14 protein-coding genes are annotated in these 19,773 nt (G+C 33.6%); 13 read left to right on the forward strand and 1 reads right to left on the reverse strand.

Annotation, left to right across the window (positions count from 1 at the left end; translation table 11 throughout):
- Window positions 1–61: 61 nt before the first annotated feature.
- Window positions 62–988 carry an alpha/beta hydrolase gene (locus M2475_RS06000; protein WP_277490241.1) on the reverse strand — a complete coding sequence of 309 codons (927 nt, stop codon included), beginning with the start codon at window positions 986–988 and terminating at the stop codon, window positions 62–64.
- A 198-nt stretch (window positions 989–1,186) separates the two neighbouring features.
- Between M2475_RS06000 and nrdD the strand changes: the two genes are divergently transcribed.
- The 13 genes from nrdD to M2475_RS06065 all read left to right on the forward strand — a co-directional run bounded on the left by nrdD (window position 1,187) and on the right by M2475_RS06065 (window position 19,676).
- Entirely contained in the window at window positions 1,187–3,319 is a 2,133-nt protein-coding gene (gene nrdD, locus M2475_RS06005; protein ID WP_277490242.1) for an anaerobic ribonucleoside-triphosphate reductase, read from the forward strand.
- Window positions 3,319–3,810 (forward strand): anaerobic ribonucleoside-triphosphate reductase activating protein, encoded by a 492-nt coding sequence (gene nrdG / locus M2475_RS06010; protein ID WP_277490243.1) that lies wholly within the window; start codon window positions 3,319–3,321, stop codon window positions 3,808–3,810. Before nrdD ends, nrdG begins: the two co-directional genes overlap by 1 nt.
- 8 nt (window positions 3,811–3,818) lie before the next feature.
- Complete coding sequence (locus M2475_RS06015; RefSeq protein WP_277490245.1) at window positions 3,819–4,322, forward strand: deoxyuridine 5'-triphosphate nucleotidohydrolase; 504 nt, start codon at window positions 3,819–3,821, stop codon at window positions 4,320–4,322.
- A 175-nt stretch (window positions 4,323–4,497) separates the two neighbouring features.
- Window positions 4,498–4,983: a flavin reductase gene (locus M2475_RS06020; protein ID WP_277490246.1), complete on the forward strand. Its 486-nt coding sequence runs from the start codon at window positions 4,498–4,500 to the stop codon at window positions 4,981–4,983.
- Between the two features lie 88 nt (window positions 4,984–5,071).
- Window positions 5,072–6,148 carry a DNA recombination protein RmuC gene (locus tag M2475_RS06025; RefSeq protein WP_277490247.1) on the forward strand — a complete coding sequence of 359 codons (1,077 nt, stop codon included), beginning with the start codon at window positions 5,072–5,074 and terminating at the stop codon, window positions 6,146–6,148.
- 258 nt (window positions 6,149–6,406) lie between these two features.
- Window positions 6,407–6,856, forward strand: coding sequence for a winged helix DNA-binding protein (locus tag M2475_RS06030; RefSeq protein WP_277490249.1), 450 nt, complete (start codon window positions 6,407–6,409; stop codon window positions 6,854–6,856).
- Window positions 6,850–9,126: an ABC transporter ATP-binding protein gene (locus M2475_RS06035; protein ID WP_277490250.1), complete on the forward strand. Its 2,277-nt coding sequence runs from the start codon at window positions 6,850–6,852 to the stop codon at window positions 9,124–9,126. The genes M2475_RS06030 and M2475_RS06035 overlap by 7 nt, the downstream gene beginning before the upstream one ends.
- Window positions 9,119–11,053 carry an ABC transporter ATP-binding protein gene (locus M2475_RS06040; protein ID WP_277490251.1) on the forward strand — a complete coding sequence of 645 codons (1,935 nt, stop codon included), beginning with the start codon at window positions 9,119–9,121 and terminating at the stop codon, window positions 11,051–11,053. The genes M2475_RS06035 and M2475_RS06040 overlap by 8 nt, the downstream gene beginning before the upstream one ends.
- A 73-nt stretch (window positions 11,054–11,126) precedes the next feature.
- Window positions 11,127–13,118 carry an ATP-dependent DNA helicase RecG gene (gene recG, locus M2475_RS06045; RefSeq protein WP_277490253.1) on the forward strand — a complete coding sequence of 664 codons (1,992 nt, stop codon included), beginning with the start codon at window positions 11,127–11,129 and terminating at the stop codon, window positions 13,116–13,118.
- Between the two features lie 27 nt (window positions 13,119–13,145).
- Window positions 13,146–13,829, forward strand: coding sequence for a ribonuclease III (rnc, locus tag M2475_RS06050; RefSeq protein WP_277490254.1), 684 nt, complete (start codon window positions 13,146–13,148; stop codon window positions 13,827–13,829).
- Window positions 13,830–13,956: 127 nt separating this feature from the next.
- On the forward strand, window positions 13,957–14,910 hold the full coding sequence (locus M2475_RS06055; RefSeq protein WP_277490255.1) for a sodium:calcium antiporter: 954 nt from the start codon (window positions 13,957–13,959) through the stop codon (window positions 14,908–14,910).
- 84 nt (window positions 14,911–14,994) lie between these two features.
- Window positions 14,995–19,320: a PolC-type DNA polymerase III gene (locus M2475_RS06060; RefSeq protein ID WP_277490257.1), complete on the forward strand. Its 4,326-nt coding sequence runs from the start codon at window positions 14,995–14,997 to the stop codon at window positions 19,318–19,320.
- 14 nt (window positions 19,321–19,334) lie between these two features.
- Window positions 19,335–19,676, forward strand: a complete 342-nt coding sequence (locus M2475_RS06065; protein WP_277490258.1) for a DUF6054 family protein — start codon at window positions 19,335–19,337, stop codon at window positions 19,674–19,676.
- Window positions 19,677–19,773: the final 97 nt, after the last annotated feature.

A 19,773-nucleotide genomic window follows, 5' to 3' on the forward strand; every position in this document is an offset into this window, starting at 1 on the left:
AATTATACACCGCTAACATTATAATTGCAATGCTAAATAAAAAACTACCATCATGGTAGTTTTATAGATATTTTTTTATAAAGTTATCGACCGTTTTCCAATAACGTTTAGGATTTACTAAATGAGATTGTGCGTGTCCAGCTCCTTTGATAACAAGTTTCTCTTTTTCAACTGATGATTCTTTATAAAGCTCATCTAACATATAGAAGGGTACAAAGGTATCTTTATCCCCGTGGATGAATAGGGTTGGGGTCTTTGACTTTCCTAATTGATCAATGGCTCCTTGTTTTAAATCATATCCAGCTCTAATTTGAGTGATGATATTTGCAGAATCTAAAAACGGGTGATCTGGTAAGGAAAAAATAGAATCTAATTGATATGAAAAGATATCCCATGTACTTGTATATCCACAATCTTCAATAGCAACTTTCACATTGTCAGGTAATTTCTCTCCTGTGGTATTCATTACCGTAGCAGCCCCCATGCTGACCCCGTATAAAACAATTTTATATTCACTATTCTCTTTTACTAATTCTTTAATCCAGGCCTGTATATCTTTTCGATCATCCCATCCCATTCCAATATAGTCTCCATCTGATGAACCATGTCCTCGTAAATCAACAGCCAATACATTATATCCCGCTTGGAAGAAATGCTCTGCACTAATTCCCATTTGGTTTGCTTCTGATATATACCCATGTACGACAATGACATAGATATCACTGTTTTGCTTGAAATCGTATGCATGTAAGTTTAAATCATCGTTTTCGATGTATCGATCTTCATATTTTTGATTTTCGAAAAAGGTGTTTATTTCATCAAAGTCGGTATTATTTTCAGTTTTATCATTATTAAAAACAATACTTTTATCACTATCTGGGTTTAAAGCTAAATCATAAAAATAATTACCAATAAAGCCCATAATGGCAATGAAGGAAATAAAAAAGACTAATGTTACAGCAATTATAATTTTTGTTCTTTTTTTCATAGTTTATAATCTCCAATAGTAAGTATTATATCATAAAGTGCCGATGTTTATTGAGTAAAATAAAGGTTATGAAAAAAGTATGAAAACGCTTGAAAAAAAGAGGTAAAATTTTCAGTTTTATCTGTGTCAAAACGAATTAATAATAGGTATAATAGATGCATAGCGTTCGTAAATAGAAGAAGCATACAGGGGGTTATTATGAGCTTAGAAAATGTTAGAATTATTAAGAAAGACAATACACTTGAAAGGTTTAATATCAATAAAGTTGTCGTGGCTGTCAATAAGTCAGCTTTTCGTACACTTTATTCTTTTAAGAGTGAGGAAATTGATCGTATTTGTGATGACGTTGAAACAAAAGTGTCAGCAATAAATCGTGACAAAATAACGATTCAGGAGATGCACAATATCGTGGAAGCAGCTTTAGAGATGACAAATCCTAAGGTAGCTAAGAGTTATCGTGATTATCGTAATTACAAGAGTGATTTTGTACAAATGTTAGATGATGTGTATAAGAAATCACAAAGTATCATGTATATTGGAGATAAAGAAAATTCAAATACTGATAGTGCTTTGGTTTCAACAAAGCGTAGTCTGATTTTTAATGAGCTAAATAAAGAGTTATATAAGAAGTTTTTTTTAACGACGGAAGAGTTGCAAGCAGCACGTGAAGGATATATTTATATTCACGATATGAGTGCTCGCCGTGATACGATGAACTGTTGTTTATTTGATGTTGAAAATGTATTGAGCGGTGGTTTTGAGATGGGAAATCTCTGGTATAACGAACCAAAGACATTAGATGTTGCCTTTGATGTAATTGGGGATATCGTACTTAGTGCTGCTTCCCAACAATATGGAGGTTTTACGGTTCCTAATGTAGACTTGATTTTAAAACCTTATGCAGAGAAATCTTATAAGTTGTATGTTGATAAATACTTAGCTTTAGGATTAGATAAAAATAAAGCTGAAGAAATTTCGGTCAAGGACGTAGAAAGAGATTTCGAACAAGGTTTCCAAGGTTGGGAATATAAATTTAATTCAGTTTCTAGTAGCCGTGGAGATTATCCATTCATCACTGTTACTATTGGTACAGGAACAAGTCGTTTTGAAAAGATGGCAAATATCCAAATGCTAAATGTTAGAAAAGAAGGACAAGGGAAGAAGGGGCATAAAAAACCTGTTTTATTTCCAAAGATTGTTTTCTGCTATGATAAGAATCTTCATGGTGAAGGTAAACCATTGGAAGATGTATTTGAAGCTGGAATCGCTTGTTCTGCTAAAACGATGTATCCAGATTGGTTGAGTTTAAGTGGTGAAGGATATGTTGCAGATATCTATAAGCAATATGGAGAAATTATATCGCCAATGGGATGTCGTGCATTCTTATCACCATATTATCGTCGTGGTGGTATGAAACCTGCAGATGAAAACGATAGTCCATATTATGTGGGGCGCTTTAATATTGGGGCAATCTCACTTCATTTACCAATGATCTTGGCGAAAGCCCAACAAGAAAGTCGTGATTTTTATGAAGTGCTTGATTACTATTTAGAATTAATCCGTAATTTGCACTTGCGTACATATGATTATTTAGGTGAAATGAAAGCAAGTGTAAATCCTTTGGCATATTGTGAAGGTGGATTCGCAGGTGGCAATTTAGGACTTCATGATAAGATTAAACCTTTATTAAAGAGTGCAACAGCATCGTTTGGAATTACAGCGTTAAATGAACTTCAGGAGTTATATAATAAAAAATCTTTAGTAGAAGATGGAGAATTTGCAATTAAAACTTTAGAGTATATCAATAAACGGGTAAATGATTTTAAAGAAGAAGATGGTCGTTTATATGCAATCTATGGTACACCAGCAGAAAACTTATGTGGGCTTCAAGTGCAACAATTTAGAAAAAAATATGGGGTTATTGAAAATGTAAGTGATCGTGAATATGTAAGTAATAGTTTTCACTGTCATGTTTCAGAGGAGATAACACCAATTGAGAAACAAAACTTAGAAAAGCGTTTCTGGGATTTATCCAATGGTGGTAAAATTCAGTATGTTAAGTATCCAATCGGATATAATACAGGTGCAATTAAAACATTGGTTCGTAGAGCAATGGATTTAGGTTTTTATGAAGGTGTGAATTTATCGCTATCATATTGTGATGATTGTGGTCACGAGGAATTAGAGATGGATGTATGTCCAAACTGTGGTAGTTCAAACTTGACGAAGATTGATCGTATGAATGGGTACCTTTCTTATTCAAGAGTTAAGGGAGATACACGTTTAAATGATGCGAAAATGGCAGAAATCAAAGAGAGGAAATCAATGTAATGAGATATCATAATATCACAAAGGATGATATGTTGAATGGTGAAGGTTTACGCTCTGTATTGTGGTTAGCAGGTTGTTCTCATGCGTGTAAAGGTTGTCATAATCCTGTTACATGGAGTTTGCAAGGTGGTTTGGCATTTGATGAAGATGCTAAAGCAGAGTTGTTTGCATCCTTACATCATGATTACATAGATGGTGTTACTTTGAGTGGAGGAGACCCGCTTCATCCAGAAAATCGTAAAGATGTTCACGATTTAGTGAAGGAACTAAAAGAAAAGTTTCCTAAAAAGACAATTTGGTTATATACTGGATACGAGTATGCTGAAATCGTTGATTTGGATTTGCTTGCTTATATTGATGTGGTAGTGGATGGAAAATTTATTGAAGAACAATTAAGTCCAAACACACATTGGGTAGGAAGTAGCAATCAAAAAGTGATTGATGTACAAGCTAGTAGAGCATTGAAACAAATTGTTTTATACAAGGAATAGGAGAACAAATGAGAAGGATAGCACAGTTTTATAAAGTTAGTTTTGAAGAGTTTAGAAAAGCATTTGCTGATTTAGATCAAACTCAGGTAGAGCGCATGTATGATGCAATCGTATTGCCTAAGCGAGCAACCTCAGGAAGTGCAGGATATGATTTTTTTACACCATTCGCATTTACTTTAAAGCCAAATGAAACGATTAAGATTCCAACTGGGATTCGCGCAGAGATGGAAGTAGATTGGGTATTGAAATTATATCCAAGAAGTGGTTTGGGATTTAAATATCGTTTACAGTTAAATAATACAGTGGGAATTATCGATGCAGATTATTTTCACAGTGATAATGAAGGTCATATTTTTGCGAAAATTACCAATGATTCAAACACTGGTGAAGAATTGCATTTAGATGCAGGCGATGGTTTTATGCAAGGTATCTTTGTAGAGTATGGAATCACTCATGATGATGTTGTATCAGAGATTCGCAATGGTGGATTCGGAAGTACAAGTAAGAAATAAAAACGGACTCTATGACGAAGCCCTGTCTAGTAGATAAATGAAATAAAGTTTGGTTATGTTTTATAGCCAAGCTTTTATTTTGGATTTATAGTGTTTCAATAATGTAGGAAAGATAGTGAATACGTACAATTTAAAAAAAGATGTAGTATAATGAATGCAAAGAGAGGTAGTATAAATGAGAGTAGAAGATATAAAAACAAATGTATTTGAAATGTTTAATAAGGACTGGTGTTTGATTGCTGCGAATAAAGGGAATCATTTCAATATGATGACAGCAAGTTGGGGAGGATTAGGAATTCTTTGGAATCGACCAGTAGCAACAATTTATATTAGACCACAACGCTATACAAAAGAATTTGTGGATGATAGTGATTACTTCACAATTAGCTTCTTTGATCAAACACATCGAGATATGTTAAATGTGATGGGGTCAAAATCAGGAAGAGATATAAACAAAGAAAATTACGGTGGATTGCATGGAAGAGTACAAGATGGTTTTGTTTGTTTTGATGAAGCTTTATTGACTGTGAAATGTCGTAAAATTTATCAAGATTCCATTAAACCTGAAAAGTTTCTCGATGAAACGATTGGAAAACATTACCCATTAGAAGATTATCATGACATGTATATTGGAGAAATTGTAGAAGTAATTGAACAATAATTTTTAAAATGAAAATATCAGATTTTATCTGGTATTTTCTTTGTCTAGGATATCTTATAAATATGGTACAATAAAAAAGGTGATGATAATGGATACAAATATATTGTTGGTGGTTTTATGTATTATGATGGCAGTTTTGATTATCGTGATGTTTTCTTTGTTGCAAAAGCAAGCAAAGAAAGATAACCATACAGAAGATAAAATATTACAAACCCAAATGACAAAGCAGTTATTGGATTTTCAAAATGCAATAACACAATCCTTACGTAAAGATATTAATGTTTTAAATGAAAACACAAGTGATAAGCTATTCAAAATGGAACATAATGTAAATCGACAGTTGAATACAGGATTTGAGTCTACAAATAAAGTATTTACTGAAGTGATGAAGCAAATTACGAAAATTGATAGTACACAAGATCAATTGAAATTACTGAGTCAAGATATTTCAAGTTTACATAGTATTTTAAATGATAAAAAAACACGTGGAATCTATGGTGAAATAGAATTGTATAATTTATTAGAAAATGCTTTTGGATTGGATTATAATCGTTATGCAAAACAGTATAAATTAAGCAATGGATTGATGGTTGATGCTGTTATATTTGGCAATGAAGCATTAGGGACAATTCCCATAGATTCAAAGTTTCCATTAGAAAACTTTAATCGCTTAATGGATCCGAGCTTACCTTCCATGCGGAAACAGGTTATTCAAAATGAATTTAAAAGTGATGTGAAGAAGCATATTAAAGCAATCGCAACAAAGTATATAATTCCAAATGAAACGAGTGAATTTGCTTATATGTTTATACCAGCAGAAGCTATTTTTTCTTATATCAATGCAAATTTGAATGATGTTATTGAATATTCTTATCAAGAGAAGGTGTATTTGGTTTCACCAACAACATTAATGGCCTATATAACTGCGATTAAGGCATTGTATCTAGGACAAAAGAAAAATGAGCGAATCAAAGAAATACAAGAAGAATTAATAAAGCTTTCAATTGAATTTGAGCGGTTTTCAAAACGTTATGAAACAGTGCAGCGTGATTTTGATAGATCGTATAGTGATATGAAAGATGTACTTGTCACTGCGAATAAAATAATTACTAGATTTAAAAAGATTGAAGCTGTCGAGTTGGAAAAGGATGAGGATGAACATTAAATCAGCAGATATGAAAGAGCATATTAAACAAATAAAATTAATTGCATATATATAAGCTAAAGTTAAGAACAAATATTTCGTTCTTAACTTTTTCTTTTTGTCTTGAAATAGCGTATGATATCGTAAATAGCATAGTTGAAATTTAAGTATAAAAAAAATAATAAAAATTTTACTCATTTGTATTGACACATCGATATAACCGGTGTATTATTTACTAACTTAATAGTTAAGTATGTTAACTATTTTTAGGAGGTGTTCATGTCCGATGGAAATAGGGTACACAAATTGAGAAGATTGATGTACCGATTTAAGAATGTTAGACGCCCTGAGAAAGGCAAAGATCATATGCGTATGCACGATATGATGATGCTTGTGGGGATTCAAAAAGTAGGAAATGGAGAGGCGGTAAAAATGTCACAGCTATCAAGCTATTTCAAGATTACTGCACCTGCTGTATCACAGATTATGCGCAAGTTGGAAAATCAGGGATATATCGAGAGAATTATTCGTGATGAAGATCGTAGGAGTGTGTATGTGAAAGTCAGTGATAAGGCGATAAAGGAAATCAAGATGATTCAAGCACATATGGATAAAACGTTAATTGATATGATTGATTATCTAGGAGAAGAGGATACAGATGAATTGATTCGTTTGTTGGATAAAGTGTTGGATTATATGGACAAGCAGGAAGGAGTTAGGAAATGCTAAAGGTTCTTAAGTATGTAAAGAAGTACTGGCTAGCGCTGATTTGTATCATAGCGTTATTATATGGACAAGCACAAGCCGAATTAGCACTACCAGATTACATGAGTAATATTGTTACTTATGGTATTCAAACTGGTGGATTTGATGAAGTCGTACCTGAGATTATAAGTCAGGAAACGATGGATAATGCAATGATATTTATGAGCGATGACGATAAGGAGTTTGTGTTATCACAATATAATTATCAAGAGTTCAAAGATATCGATAATAAAGATTTACCATATGAAATTGATATGTCAGACAAAAGTGTTGTGAAGGACACTGGACTTTATGTTTTAAAAAGTGAGATATCAGATACAAACTTCGATAAACTTACAAAAGCAATGGGTGAACCAATGTTAATGGTTACCTCACTTGAATCTATCGTGAATGGTGATACAAGTTTAATGGAAGAAGAGGATAAGAAACAGATTGAAGAAATGCTTGCTCAAATTCCAGAAGGTATGACAATTTTCGATATGATGAGAATGATGCCACAAGAACAATTAGACGAACAGATGAATGACTTCACTGCAAAGTTTGATGCGATTGGTGAATCAGCAATCGAAATTGCTGCAGCTTCAGGAGTAAAAGCAGAATATGCAAAGTTAGGTGTTGATGTAAACACAATTCAAACGAATTATATTATGTCGACGGGATTAACAATGTTATTAATCTCATTAGGTGGGGGACTTTGTGCTATTTTAGTAGGATATTTCTCTAGTAGAATGGCTGCCAAAGTTTCAAGAAATATGAGACAAGATACATTTGAAAAAGTTGAATCATTCTCAAGTACAGAATTAAACAAGTTTTCTACAGCTTCTTTGATTACGCGTACAACAAATGATATCCAACAAGTGCAGATGGCACTTATTATGACCCTGCGTATTGCAATCTATGCACCAATTATGGCGTTTGGAGCAATTGTAAGAGTTATGAATTCATCAACAAGTATGGTTTGGATTATTGCCTTAGTTGTAGTAATTATTATAGGTGTTATGATTGCGACATTTGCAATTGCAGGTCCTAAGTTTAGAATCATGCAAAAACTTGTTGATAAATTAAACTTAGTAACTCGTGAGTCATTAAGTGGTATGCTGGTTATTCGTGCATTTCATACTGAAGAAGTGGAAGAAGAACGTTTCGATGAAGCAAGTACAGCAAAACGTAAAGTAGACTTATTTACATCACGTACGATGTCTGTAGTAATGCCTATTGTTACGTTCATCTTTAGTGCTACTTCATTATTGATTGTATGGATGGCATCACATGAGATTGATTTAGGAACAATGCAGATTGGTGATATGATGGCATTTATTCAATATTCAATGCAAATCATTATGTCATTTATGATGTTAGCAATGATTTCAATTATGTTACCAAGAGCGGGTGTAGCTGCAAAACGTATTTTTGAAGTATTGGAAACACCACTTAGTATTGCAGATCCAGAGTATCCAGAAACATTTAGCGATGATATGAAAGGGTTTGTTGAATTTAAGGATGTAAGTTTCCGCTATCCTGGAGCTGAAGAAGATGTTTTACATGATATTAACTTTGTAGCGAAACCAAGACAGACTACAGCATTTATTGGTAGTACAGGAAGTGGTAAAAGTACAATTATTAATCTAGTACCTCGTTTCTTTGATGTTACGAGTGGAAGCATTGAGGTAGATGGATTAGATGTACGTAATGTTACTCAAAAAGATTTAAGAGCTAAAATTGGATTAGTACCACAAAAAGGTGTATTGTTCTCAGGAACAATTGAATCTAACATTAAATATAGTGATGAAACGATGAATGATAGTGTTATGGAAGAAGCAAGTGAAGTTGCTCAAGCAACAGAATTTATTGATTCTAAACCAGAGCGTTATGAAACAGAAATTGCGCAAGGTGGATCGAATGTATCAGGTGGTCAAAAACAAAGAATTTCAATTGCAAGAGCAATTGCGAAACAACCTGAAATCTTTATCTTTGATGATAGTTTTAGTGCACTTGACTTTAAGACTGATGCAAATCTTCGTGAAGCGTTATATAAACTTTGTCAGAAGACAGGAAGTACAGTTCTGCTTGTAGGACAAAGAATTGCATCAATTATGAATGCAGATCAAATTATTGTATTAGATGAAGGGAAAATTGTAGGTAAGGGAACTCACAATGAGTTAATGAAAACTTGTGAGGTTTATCAAGAAATTGCCTACTCACAACTAAGTAAGGAGGAACTTGAAAATGAGTAATAACGATACACAAACAAGAAAACCTCCTGTAACAAATGCTGGACCTGTTGGTGGACATGGAAGAGGACCCGGAGGTGGAGGTGCAAGAGCTGGAGAAAAAGCGAAAGACTTCAAAGGTAGTGTAAAAAAGATGTTTAATTACATGCGTAACTATCGTATTCAGTTATATATTATTTTCTTCTTTGCAGCTTTAAGTACAGTCTTTGCAATTGTAGGACCTAAGATTTTAGGGGAAGCTACAACAACTTTATCTGAAGGGCTAATGGCAAAAGCAAGTGGTTCTGGTGAAATTGACTTTGGTAGAATTCAAGAAATATTATTATTACTTACAGGTATGTATTTATTTAGTGCATTCTGTTCTTATATTCAAGGATTTATGATGGCAGGTATTTCACAAAAAATGGCTTATAGTTTAAGAAAAGACATTAGTGAAAAAATAAACCGTTTACCACTGTCTTATTACGATAAAACATCACAAGGTGATGTACTATCAAGAGTTACCAACGATGTTGATTCAATTGGACAAAGTTTGAGTCAAGGAGTTACACAAGTAATCACATCAGTAATGATGGTTGTTGGAGTTGCAATCATGATGTTCTCAATATCATGGATGATGACTCTTGTGGCAATGATTGTATTGCCGATATCAGCGATTCTTGTAATGGTTGTAACAAAGCGTTCACAAAAGTATTTCGTTCAACAACAAGCTTCGCTAGGGGCGCTTAATGGACATGTTGAAGAGATGTATGGTGGACATATGGTTGTGAAAGCATTTAATGGTGAAGAAGATTCAATTGAAAAGTTTAGTGAACAAAATGAAGAGTTATACAACTCTGCTTGGAAGTCACAATTCTTATCTGGTCTTATGATGCCAATTACTACATTCATTGGAAATATTGGATATGTATTAGTTTGTTTACTAGGTGGATACTTGGCAACACACACATCGGTTACATTATTAGGAATCACATTTGCTGGAATTGGAATTGCAATTGGAGATATTCAAGCGTTTATTCAATATGTAAGACAATTCAACCAACCATTAGCACAAATGGCACAAACAATTAATATGTTACAAAGTGCTGCCGCTGCTAGTGAACGTGTATTTGAATTCTTGAATGAAAAAGAAATGGAACCAGATACATCCAACCCAGTTGAAATTCATGACCAAAAGGGTGATATTATAATCCCTAGTACGGTTACATTTGACCAAGTTGAGTTTGGCTATAATCCAGATAAGATTATTATTAATGACTTTAACCTTCGTGTAGGGGAAGGTCAAAAGGTTGCTATTGTAGGACCGACAGGAGCAGGGAAGACAACAATTGTAAAATTGTTAATGCGCTTCTATGAATTAAACAGTGGTGCTATCTATGTTGGTGATCACAATATTTGTGATTATCGTAGAGATGACTTACGAAGTATGTTTGGTATGGTTTTACAAGATGCATGGTTATTTAATGGAACAGTAATGGAAAATCTTCGTTATTCAAAGCTTGATGCAACAGATGAAGAAGTGTATGAAGCAGCCAAAGCGGCTAGAGTTGATCATTTTGTGAAAACATTGGAACATGGTTATGACACAATGTTGAATGAAGAAACAAGTAATATTTCCCAAGGTCAAAAGCAATTGTTAACGATTGCAAGAGCATTCTTAGCTGATCCAAAGATTTTAATTCTTGATGAAGCGACAAGCAATGTGGATACGAGAACAGAAGTGTTGATTCAAGAAGGAATGGATGAATTGATGAAGGGAAGAACATCGTTTGTTATTGCCCATCGTCTATCAACGATTCGCAATGCAAATGTAATTATTGTTATGAATGAAGGGGATATCGTAGAGATTGGAGATCATGAAGAGTTGTTGACTCGAGATGGATTCTATGCGAAACTATATAATTCACAATTTGAAGAAGGTGAAGAGTAAAGATAATGAGCAATCATTATCTTTTTTTTGAGTCACTCACTACTCTGAATGCAAATCATGGTATAATAGCTTCATGGATTTAAAAGATATTAAAGTGACACCAAAGAAGATTGAAATCTTAAATAGTATGGGAATTGATAGTGTGGAGAGTCTTATTACACATTATCCTTTTCGTTATGAAGAAAATGCAATAAAACCTTTTTCAAAGTGGGAAAAGGATGAAAAAGTATTTTTTGAAGGATTGATTATATCGGCTCCTAGACTATCACGGTTTGGATATAAGAAGAGTGTTACGCGATTTAAAGTTTTATATGATGATGAAGAGATTAATCTAACTCTGTTTAATCGCCCTTGGATTCAGAGTTTTAAGCTTAATAATATAATTACTATTTCTGGAAAATATGAAGGAAATAATAAAGTGACAGTTATGCAATATAATTCTCAGCCAATTGAAGAACAGTTAGGAATAATTCCGGTATATAATGTAAAAGATGGAATATCTCAAAAAGATTTGCGTAAGTATATGAAAAATGCTTTGGAGAAGGAGACGATTCATAATTTTATACCAGAAAATTTACAGAAGAAGTACAAGCTGATTCATAAACAAGAAGCTCTTCAATATATTCATTTCCCTCTTTCACACGAAGCTTTAAAGCAGAGTGTACGGTGTTTAAAATATGAAGAATTTTTAAAATTTCAATTAAAAATACAATATTATAGACATCAAAATGAAGCAGTTACGAAAGTGGCAAAAGCTTTTAAACGAAATAAGATAAACGATGTTATTGATACGTTGCCATTTACTTTAACAAGCGATCAAATACAAGCCATTGATGATATTTTAAATGACTTAAGCAGTTCTAGAATCATGTATCGATTAATTCAAGGGGATGTAGGAAGTGGAAAAACGTTAGTGGCAGTGATGGCTATGTATGCTTGTGCATTAGCTGGACAACAAGCAGCTTTTTTGGCACCAACAGAAATTTTAGCGAAACAGCATGCGAACAATGTGAAAAAGGTATTGAACGAATATGATATAAACATAGAATTATTATATTCATCGTTGCCTAATAAAGAAAAGTTAGCAATATGTGAACGTCTAGAGGCAGGAGAAATTGATATTTTGATTGGTACTCATGCATTGTTTCAAGATGGAGTGAATTATCATAATCTTGGTTTGGTTATTGCGGATGAGCAACATCGTTTTGGGGTTGAGCAAAGAAGAAAACTTTTAGACAAAGGAGAGGATGTTGATTTCTTATTAATGAGTGCAACACCAATTCCAAGAACTTTAGCTACATCTTTATATGGTGATATGGATGTTAGTACGATAGAAGAATTGCCAAAAGGGAGAAAAGAAATCATTACAACGTTGGTAAAGGAAAATAGTATGCGTAGTTTTTTGAAAGATGTATTGGATTACATCGATGAAGGAAATCAATGCTATATCGTTTGTCCTGCAATTGAACGTAATGATGAATATGTAATGCGTAATGTAGAGGAATTATATAAAAATATGAAAGATACATTGCCTTCGAAATATCGTTTGCATTATTTACATGGAAAAATGTCAACTGAGGAAAAAGATGATATTATGCAAGCATTTGTAAATAAAGAATTTGATATATTAATCGCTACTAGTGTTATTGAAGTAGGGGTTGATGTAAGAGATGCAAATATTATGGTCATTTATGATGCTCAACGGTTTGGAATGAGTCAGATTCATCAGTTGCGAGGACGTGTAGGGCGAGGAGATCGTCAAGGATATTGTTACTTATTAACAAATAGTAAAGACCCAGATTCTTTAAAACGACTTGAAATTTTATGTGAAAGTAGTGATGGGTTTGAAATATCACGACAAGATTTACTAATTCGAGGTCCTGGTGACTTGTTAGGGAAGCGCCAAAGTGGGATACCAGGTTTTATTCTTGGAGATATTATCATGGATCATAACATTCTTGATGTTGCGAAAGAGGATGCAGAATATTTGTTACAGCATATTTCGCAATATCCACATATTCAAAAATACATTTCGAAAAAGGAATTAACTTCTTTTATCGATTAGTATATACTAGTTACAAGGAGATAATTTATGGACACTATATTTACATGGATGGATCAACATAAGATTCCATATAAAAATAAAGAATATTTAAAACAAGCGTGTGTACATACTTCGTATTTGAATGAACATTCTACAGTTCATGGGGATAATGAAAGACTTGAGTTCATTGGTGATGCAGTTTTACAATTATGGGTAACAAATGCTTTGTTTCACCATGTTCCTGAGTTTGATGAAGGAGTTATGACAACGCTGAGAAGTCAATTGGTTAGAGAAGAGGCGCTTGCTATATATTGTCGGACACTTGGATGGGATCAATATTTACTATTAGGTATTGGTGAAGAAAAGAGTGGTGGAAGAAAGCGAAATTCATTATTGAGTGATTTATTTGAGGCCATTTTAGGTGCTGTATATTTAGATGTTGGATATAAATATATCAATAAAATTTTAAAACCACTTATAACACCTGTAATAGATGCACCAAAAGAAGATAGTGTAGTTGATTATAAGACAAAGTTACAAGAGTGTATCCAAGCTGATACAAGAAAGACGGTAACTTATCATTTGATTAAAACGACTGGTCCTAGTAATAATCCTAGTTTTTTAATTGAAGTAAAACTAGATGATATTATCTTAGGAAGAGGAGAAGGTTCTTCAAAGAAAAAAGCAGAACAACAAGCTGCGAAGGATGCATTTTTAAAAATGGCAAAATAGGTTTATTGATATAACATGAGTCAGGGTGAGCAAATGATCAAATTTATTCAATTTAATATCTTTAAATTGGAAAAACATGATGATTTGAATTGGTTATATTTATTTTGAAAAATAGTTAGGGGCACTTATGATTTATTTAGAATATGGTATATTGGCATTATTGACAGTGTTTTTGTCAACAAAATTAGCGGGTTATGTGGATGCACTAGATAAAAAAACATCTTTATCTGGTGCGTTTATTGGTGGCGTATTGCTCGCAGCTGTAACTTCACTGCCGGAGTTGTTTACTTCCTTGACGGCAGTTTTTTCATTGCATGAACCTGCTTTGGTAGAAGGGAACGTGTTAGGAAGTAATATTTTCAATTTATCCATTCTTGGAGTATTGATGCTTACGTATCGAAAAAAGTTTATGAAAGCAAAGATTGATAAATCAAATAGTTCTTCTTTATTGTTTGCTATTTTAATGTATGGATGTACTATTGCAGCATTATTATTGGATAGCAACATAAATATCTTTGGTTTTCATGTTGATATTTTTACGATTATTCTAATTATCATCTATGCTATTTCAGTAAAGACAATGAGCGACGATAATAGTGAAGAGGAAGGAACAACAGATGTTTCACTTACTGTGAAGCAAATTGCCATTCGGTTTGTAATATTTGCCTTATTATTGGTTGCTGTATCCATTATTTTAACCCAAGTATCTGATAAGCTTTCAAAAGAATTATCACTTGGTTCAACCGTAGGAGGAGCTATTTTCTTAGGTGTTGCAACATCGTTACCAGAATTAAGTGCTTCTGTTTCACTTGTGAAAATGAATAATTTTAATGCTTCCACAGGGAACATCGTAGGAAGCTGTGTATTTAATTTTATGATTCTTTGCTTTGCAGATATTTTATATACGGGATCCGGAATCTATTCTTATAATCGAGAAGCGATTCTCTTTGCAGGGTGTGGGATAGTTGCATCGCTCATTACTTATTTTGGGTTACGACATAAAAACAAATCGTTATGGGTTTATTTTAGTGGTGCAGGTATAGTTGTTATGTATTTGGTTAGCATTGTCTTTTCAATATGATATTTTCTTTTGAAAAGAGCAGGAAGATAGTAAAAAAACAGATAGTATTATGGTATAATTTCAAGGAAGAAAAGAGTGTGAAGTATGGAGCATAAAGTATATGATCTAGCCAGACAAATAGGTATGGATGAAAGTGAGCTGAAATCTTTTGAAAAAGCAGTTTTTATAGAAAAACCTGCTTTTTATAAAGCCCAAAATCGGATTGTCTTATATATTGAATTCGAACAACTATTGGATTATCAAGTATATGATATTTTTGTAAGTAAGTTAATTCGTCAATTACAATGTAAAGTGGATTTGAAAATGAAAATCACGAATCCGGAATATGCAATTGTAAACATTAATAAATATATTCGTCATATTGTAAATAACAATGGGAAATTGAATGTTTTTATTAGTGTGTTTCCTAGCTTAGAAAATGATACTTTAGTATATCGTTATCAAAGTATTGAAGAACAACAAAGCGCAAATGAACTTGTGGAAGAGTTGGTTCAAGAATTGCATCGATTTGGAATTATATTAACAGTTGATGTTACCCAACTTAATATGGATGAAAAAATTAGAGAAGCTGAAATTCAGTTGATGGAAAAACCAGCTGTGGTTCAGCAAGAGAAAAAAGAAATGACCTATCAGCCACGAAAGAAAATTAATGATTATCCAATTATAGGAATCAAAGATTTGAGTGAAGGAATCAGTGAAGTAAAGATTCAAGGAAAGATATTTGAAATTGATAATCGTGTGATGAGAAATGGAAAGATTGCGCAAAGCTTGTATATTTGTGATGATGAGGAAGCGATTGTAATTCAACGTTTTGAGCGTGGCAAACTAACAAAAGAAATTTTAGAAGAGATAAAAGAGAATGATTATGTGGTTGCTTCAGGGAGAGTAGAATATAATCAATATCGTCGTGAAAATATTTTTGTGCCACAAACAATTGAAAAAATTATCGTACCACAAAAGCAAGATACAGCTGAGCGAAAACGCGTGGAACTACATTTGCATACTAAATTAAGTGAGATGGATGGAGTTAGTTCAATTGAAGAATATATAAAGCAGGCAAATACATGGGGTCATGATGCCATTTCAATTACTGATCATAATGTTGTACAAGCATATCCAACAGCGCAACGGATTGTAAGTAAAATCAATATGGGACGTGAAAAGCCTTTTAAAATGATTTATGGTGTTGAGATGAGCATGATTGATAACACATTTGATGTTGTTTATAATCCAGATAATCGCGAATTAGAAAGTGCAACATATTGTGTGTTTGACCTTGAGACAACAGGCTTGTCAACAAAATATGATCATATTATTGAGTTTGGTGCAACATTGATAGAAAATCGAGTTGTGAAAGATACGATGCAAATGTTCATCAAGCCACCAATTGCGATTTCAAGTCATATTAGTGAACTTACCAACATCACAAATAGTGATGTTGAACAAGCTCCCACTTTAGAAGAAGCAATGCCCAAGATTTTAGCGTTTATTGGAGATAGTGTCTTGGTTGCTCATAATGCCAGTTTTGATGTTAACTTCCTTAACGATTCTTTGACGCGTTTACATATGGAAAAAATCAATAATCCAGTCATTGACACCCTTGATTTAGCAAAAGCACTAATTAAAGATCGTAGGGGATATCGCTTAGGGAATGTAGCGCGATATTACAAAATTAAGTACGATGCAGATGTTGCTCACCGTGCTGATTATGATGCGAATATATTATCCGAAGTATTGTTACATATGTTGAATGATTTAAAGGATAAGAAGACAATTGCAGATCTTTGTAGTTTAAATAAAGAAGTAAGTTATGGTTCTATTCGTGATAAACATGTGACCATTTTAGCGAAAAATGAAGCAGGAATAAAAGATATTTTTGATTTAGTTTCTATGAGTCATACGACTTATTTAGCAGAGGTTGGGAAAAGTAATAACAAACCAATTTGTGCACCGAGAATCATTCGTGAAGAAGTGATGAAGAAAAGAGCTTTAGGAAATATATTGATTGGCTCTAGTTGTCTTAATTCTGAAGTTTTTGAAGCAGCTCATACAAGAGGTGATGAGCATTTAAAAAAGCTTATGGAATTTTATGACTATATAGAAGTACAACCATTAGAAAATTATCGTCATATGATTCAACTTGGTTCAATTCGCGATGAAGATCAACTGAAATTAATTTTAAAAACGATGATTGATATGGGAAAAGAGCTTGGTAAAGTGGTCGTTGCAAGTGGAGATGCCCATTATGTTCGTGAAGATCACAAACAAATTCGAGATGTGTTTATTAATGCACAAGGGATTGGTGGGGTTCGCCATCCATTATATATATATAATCGTGAAAAGCGCTTACGGATTCCATCACCCAAACAACATTTTAGAACGACTAATGAAATGTTAGAAACTTTTGCTTTTTTAGGGCAACAGGAAGCGTATGAAATTGTTGTTGAAAACACAAATAAGATTAAAGATATGATAGGGTTTGTAGAACCGATTAAGAGTGACTTGTATCCACCTCATATTGAAGGATGTGCAAAATTGTTAAGTGATCTTTGTATGGATACAGCACATAGTATTTATGGTGAAGTATTACCTACCATTGTAGAAGAACGATTGAATAAAGAATTACAAAGTATTATTGGGAATGGTTTTGAGGTTGTATATTATGTATCTCATTTATTGGTGAAGCAATCGTTAGATGATGGTTATTTGGTTGGGTCACGTGGGTCAGTAGGGTCTAGTTTTGCGGCAACGATGGCTAATATTACAGAGGTAAATCCATTGGCGCCACACTATATCTGTCCACATTGTCAGTACAGTGAGTTTGTTCCTGAAGGAGAAGTACAATCAGGTTTTGACTTACCAGCTAAGAAATGTCCGAAATGTGGACATGAGTTGGTTGGAGAAGGTCAAAACATTCCCTTTGAAACATTCCTTGGCTTTGAGGGGGACAAAGTTCCGGATATTGATTTGAACTTCTCTGGAGAATATCAAGAGAAAGCACATAAATTTCTTCAAGAATATTTTGGTGAAGAAAATGCATATCGCGCAGGAACAATTGCAACGGTTGCTAGTAAAACGGCGTTTGGTTATGTAAAAGGGTATTGCGAAGAGATGGACATGGAAGGTAAAATGTCGAATGCTCGCACCACCTATGTAGCAAAAGAGTGTGATGGTGTTCGTCGTAGTACTGGACAACATCCAGGAGGGATCATTGTATTCCCACAAGATATGGATGTGAGTGAGTTCACACCTGTTCAATACCCATCAAACAATCCTAATGAAGATATGAAAACAACCCATTTGGATTATCATGATATCGAGCAAAATGTATTAAAGTTTGATATTTTGGGACACGTTGATCCTACAGCGATGAAAATCTTAGAAGAGATGAGCGGGGTCGATGTCCGAAAGATTCCAATGAACGATACAGAAACGATGGCAATTTTTTCTAATGTCGAATCTTTAAATATTGATACGACAAAGAATGTTGAGAAAACTGGAGCAGCAGGAATCCCAGAATTTGGTACACCTTTTGTACGAGGTATTTTAGAAATAACAAAACCTACTACATTTGAAGAGTTGCTAAAGATTTCAGGTTTATCACATGGAACCGATGTTTGGTTAAATAATGCAAAAGACTTGATTGATAATAAAACTTGTACTTTGAAAGAAGTAATCGGATGTCGTGATGATATTATGGTGTACTTGATGCAAAAAGGTATGGAACCTAAGTTGGCCTTTACAATCATGGAAAGTGTTCGTAAAGGTCGTGGATTACGTCCTGAGTGGATCAAAGAGATGAAGGCAAACAATGTTGAAGATTACTACATTGATTCTTGTGAGAAAATTAAATATATGTTCCCGAAAGCACATGCTGTAGCATATGTAACAATGGCAGTGAGGATTGCATGGTTCAAAGTGCATAAACCACTTCATTATTACTGTATGTTCTTCTCTATTCGTTGTGATGCTTATGATATTGAGACAATGGTAAAAGGAGAGGCTAGCATCAAAGCGAAAATGAGTGATATTAGAAATAGATTAAATAACCCTGAAACAAAACGTGATGTTTCAGATAAGGATAAGAATGTATATTCATCTTTAGAGTTGGCATTAGAGATGGTTTTGCGTGGATATCGAGTACAAAATATTGATATTAATAAATCACAGGCAACGCGTTATGTTATTGATGAAGATCATCCGAATTCGATAATCCCTTCTTTTGTTAGTGTAGATGGATTAGGAGAGAATGTTGCTTTGAGTATTGTAGAAGCACGTAAAGACCATTCGTTTATTTCGAAACAAGATTTACTAAATCGAACGTTGCTAAGTTCAACATTGGTAAAAAAATTAGAAGCACTTGGCGTCTTGAATGGATTGCAAGATGAAAACCAAATGGCATTGTTTTAAATGGGGGGGATTATATGGAAACAAAGAAACTAATACTAACAAGTCCAGATGCTTTTACAATATTTGAAAAATTAAAAGGAAGGCTAAAGGAAAATAGCAATGAAGTAGAGATTGTTACATTCAATCGAGAAAGTGTCAAGGTATTCATTGCGGTAAAGGAGAAATACTTCTTGCGAACAAACTCCAGTGCTTCATTAACGTATTCAATTTTTTGTGAAGATAATCTTATTCAAGCGGTTGTATGCGCAAGTGGTGCAGGGGCTGGTTGGTTGAACCTTTCATATGGTGCCACATCAAAGCTTATGAAAGATGCGGTTCGTTTACTGGTAGATGAAGGTTTCAAAGAACAGACTTAAAAAGTGCTGAAAAAGCACTTTTTTTCTTGTGAAGCTATTATGGAGTTCTAAATGTTTTTATCGTAAAAAGTGTCTTTTGTGAAAGCTTAATCACCTG

Source organism: Breznakia sp. PF5-3, from assembly GCF_029504745.1.
In the GTDB taxonomy this organism is placed as follows: domain Bacteria; phylum Bacillota_I; class Bacilli_A; order Erysipelotrichales; family Erysipelotrichaceae; genus Breznakia.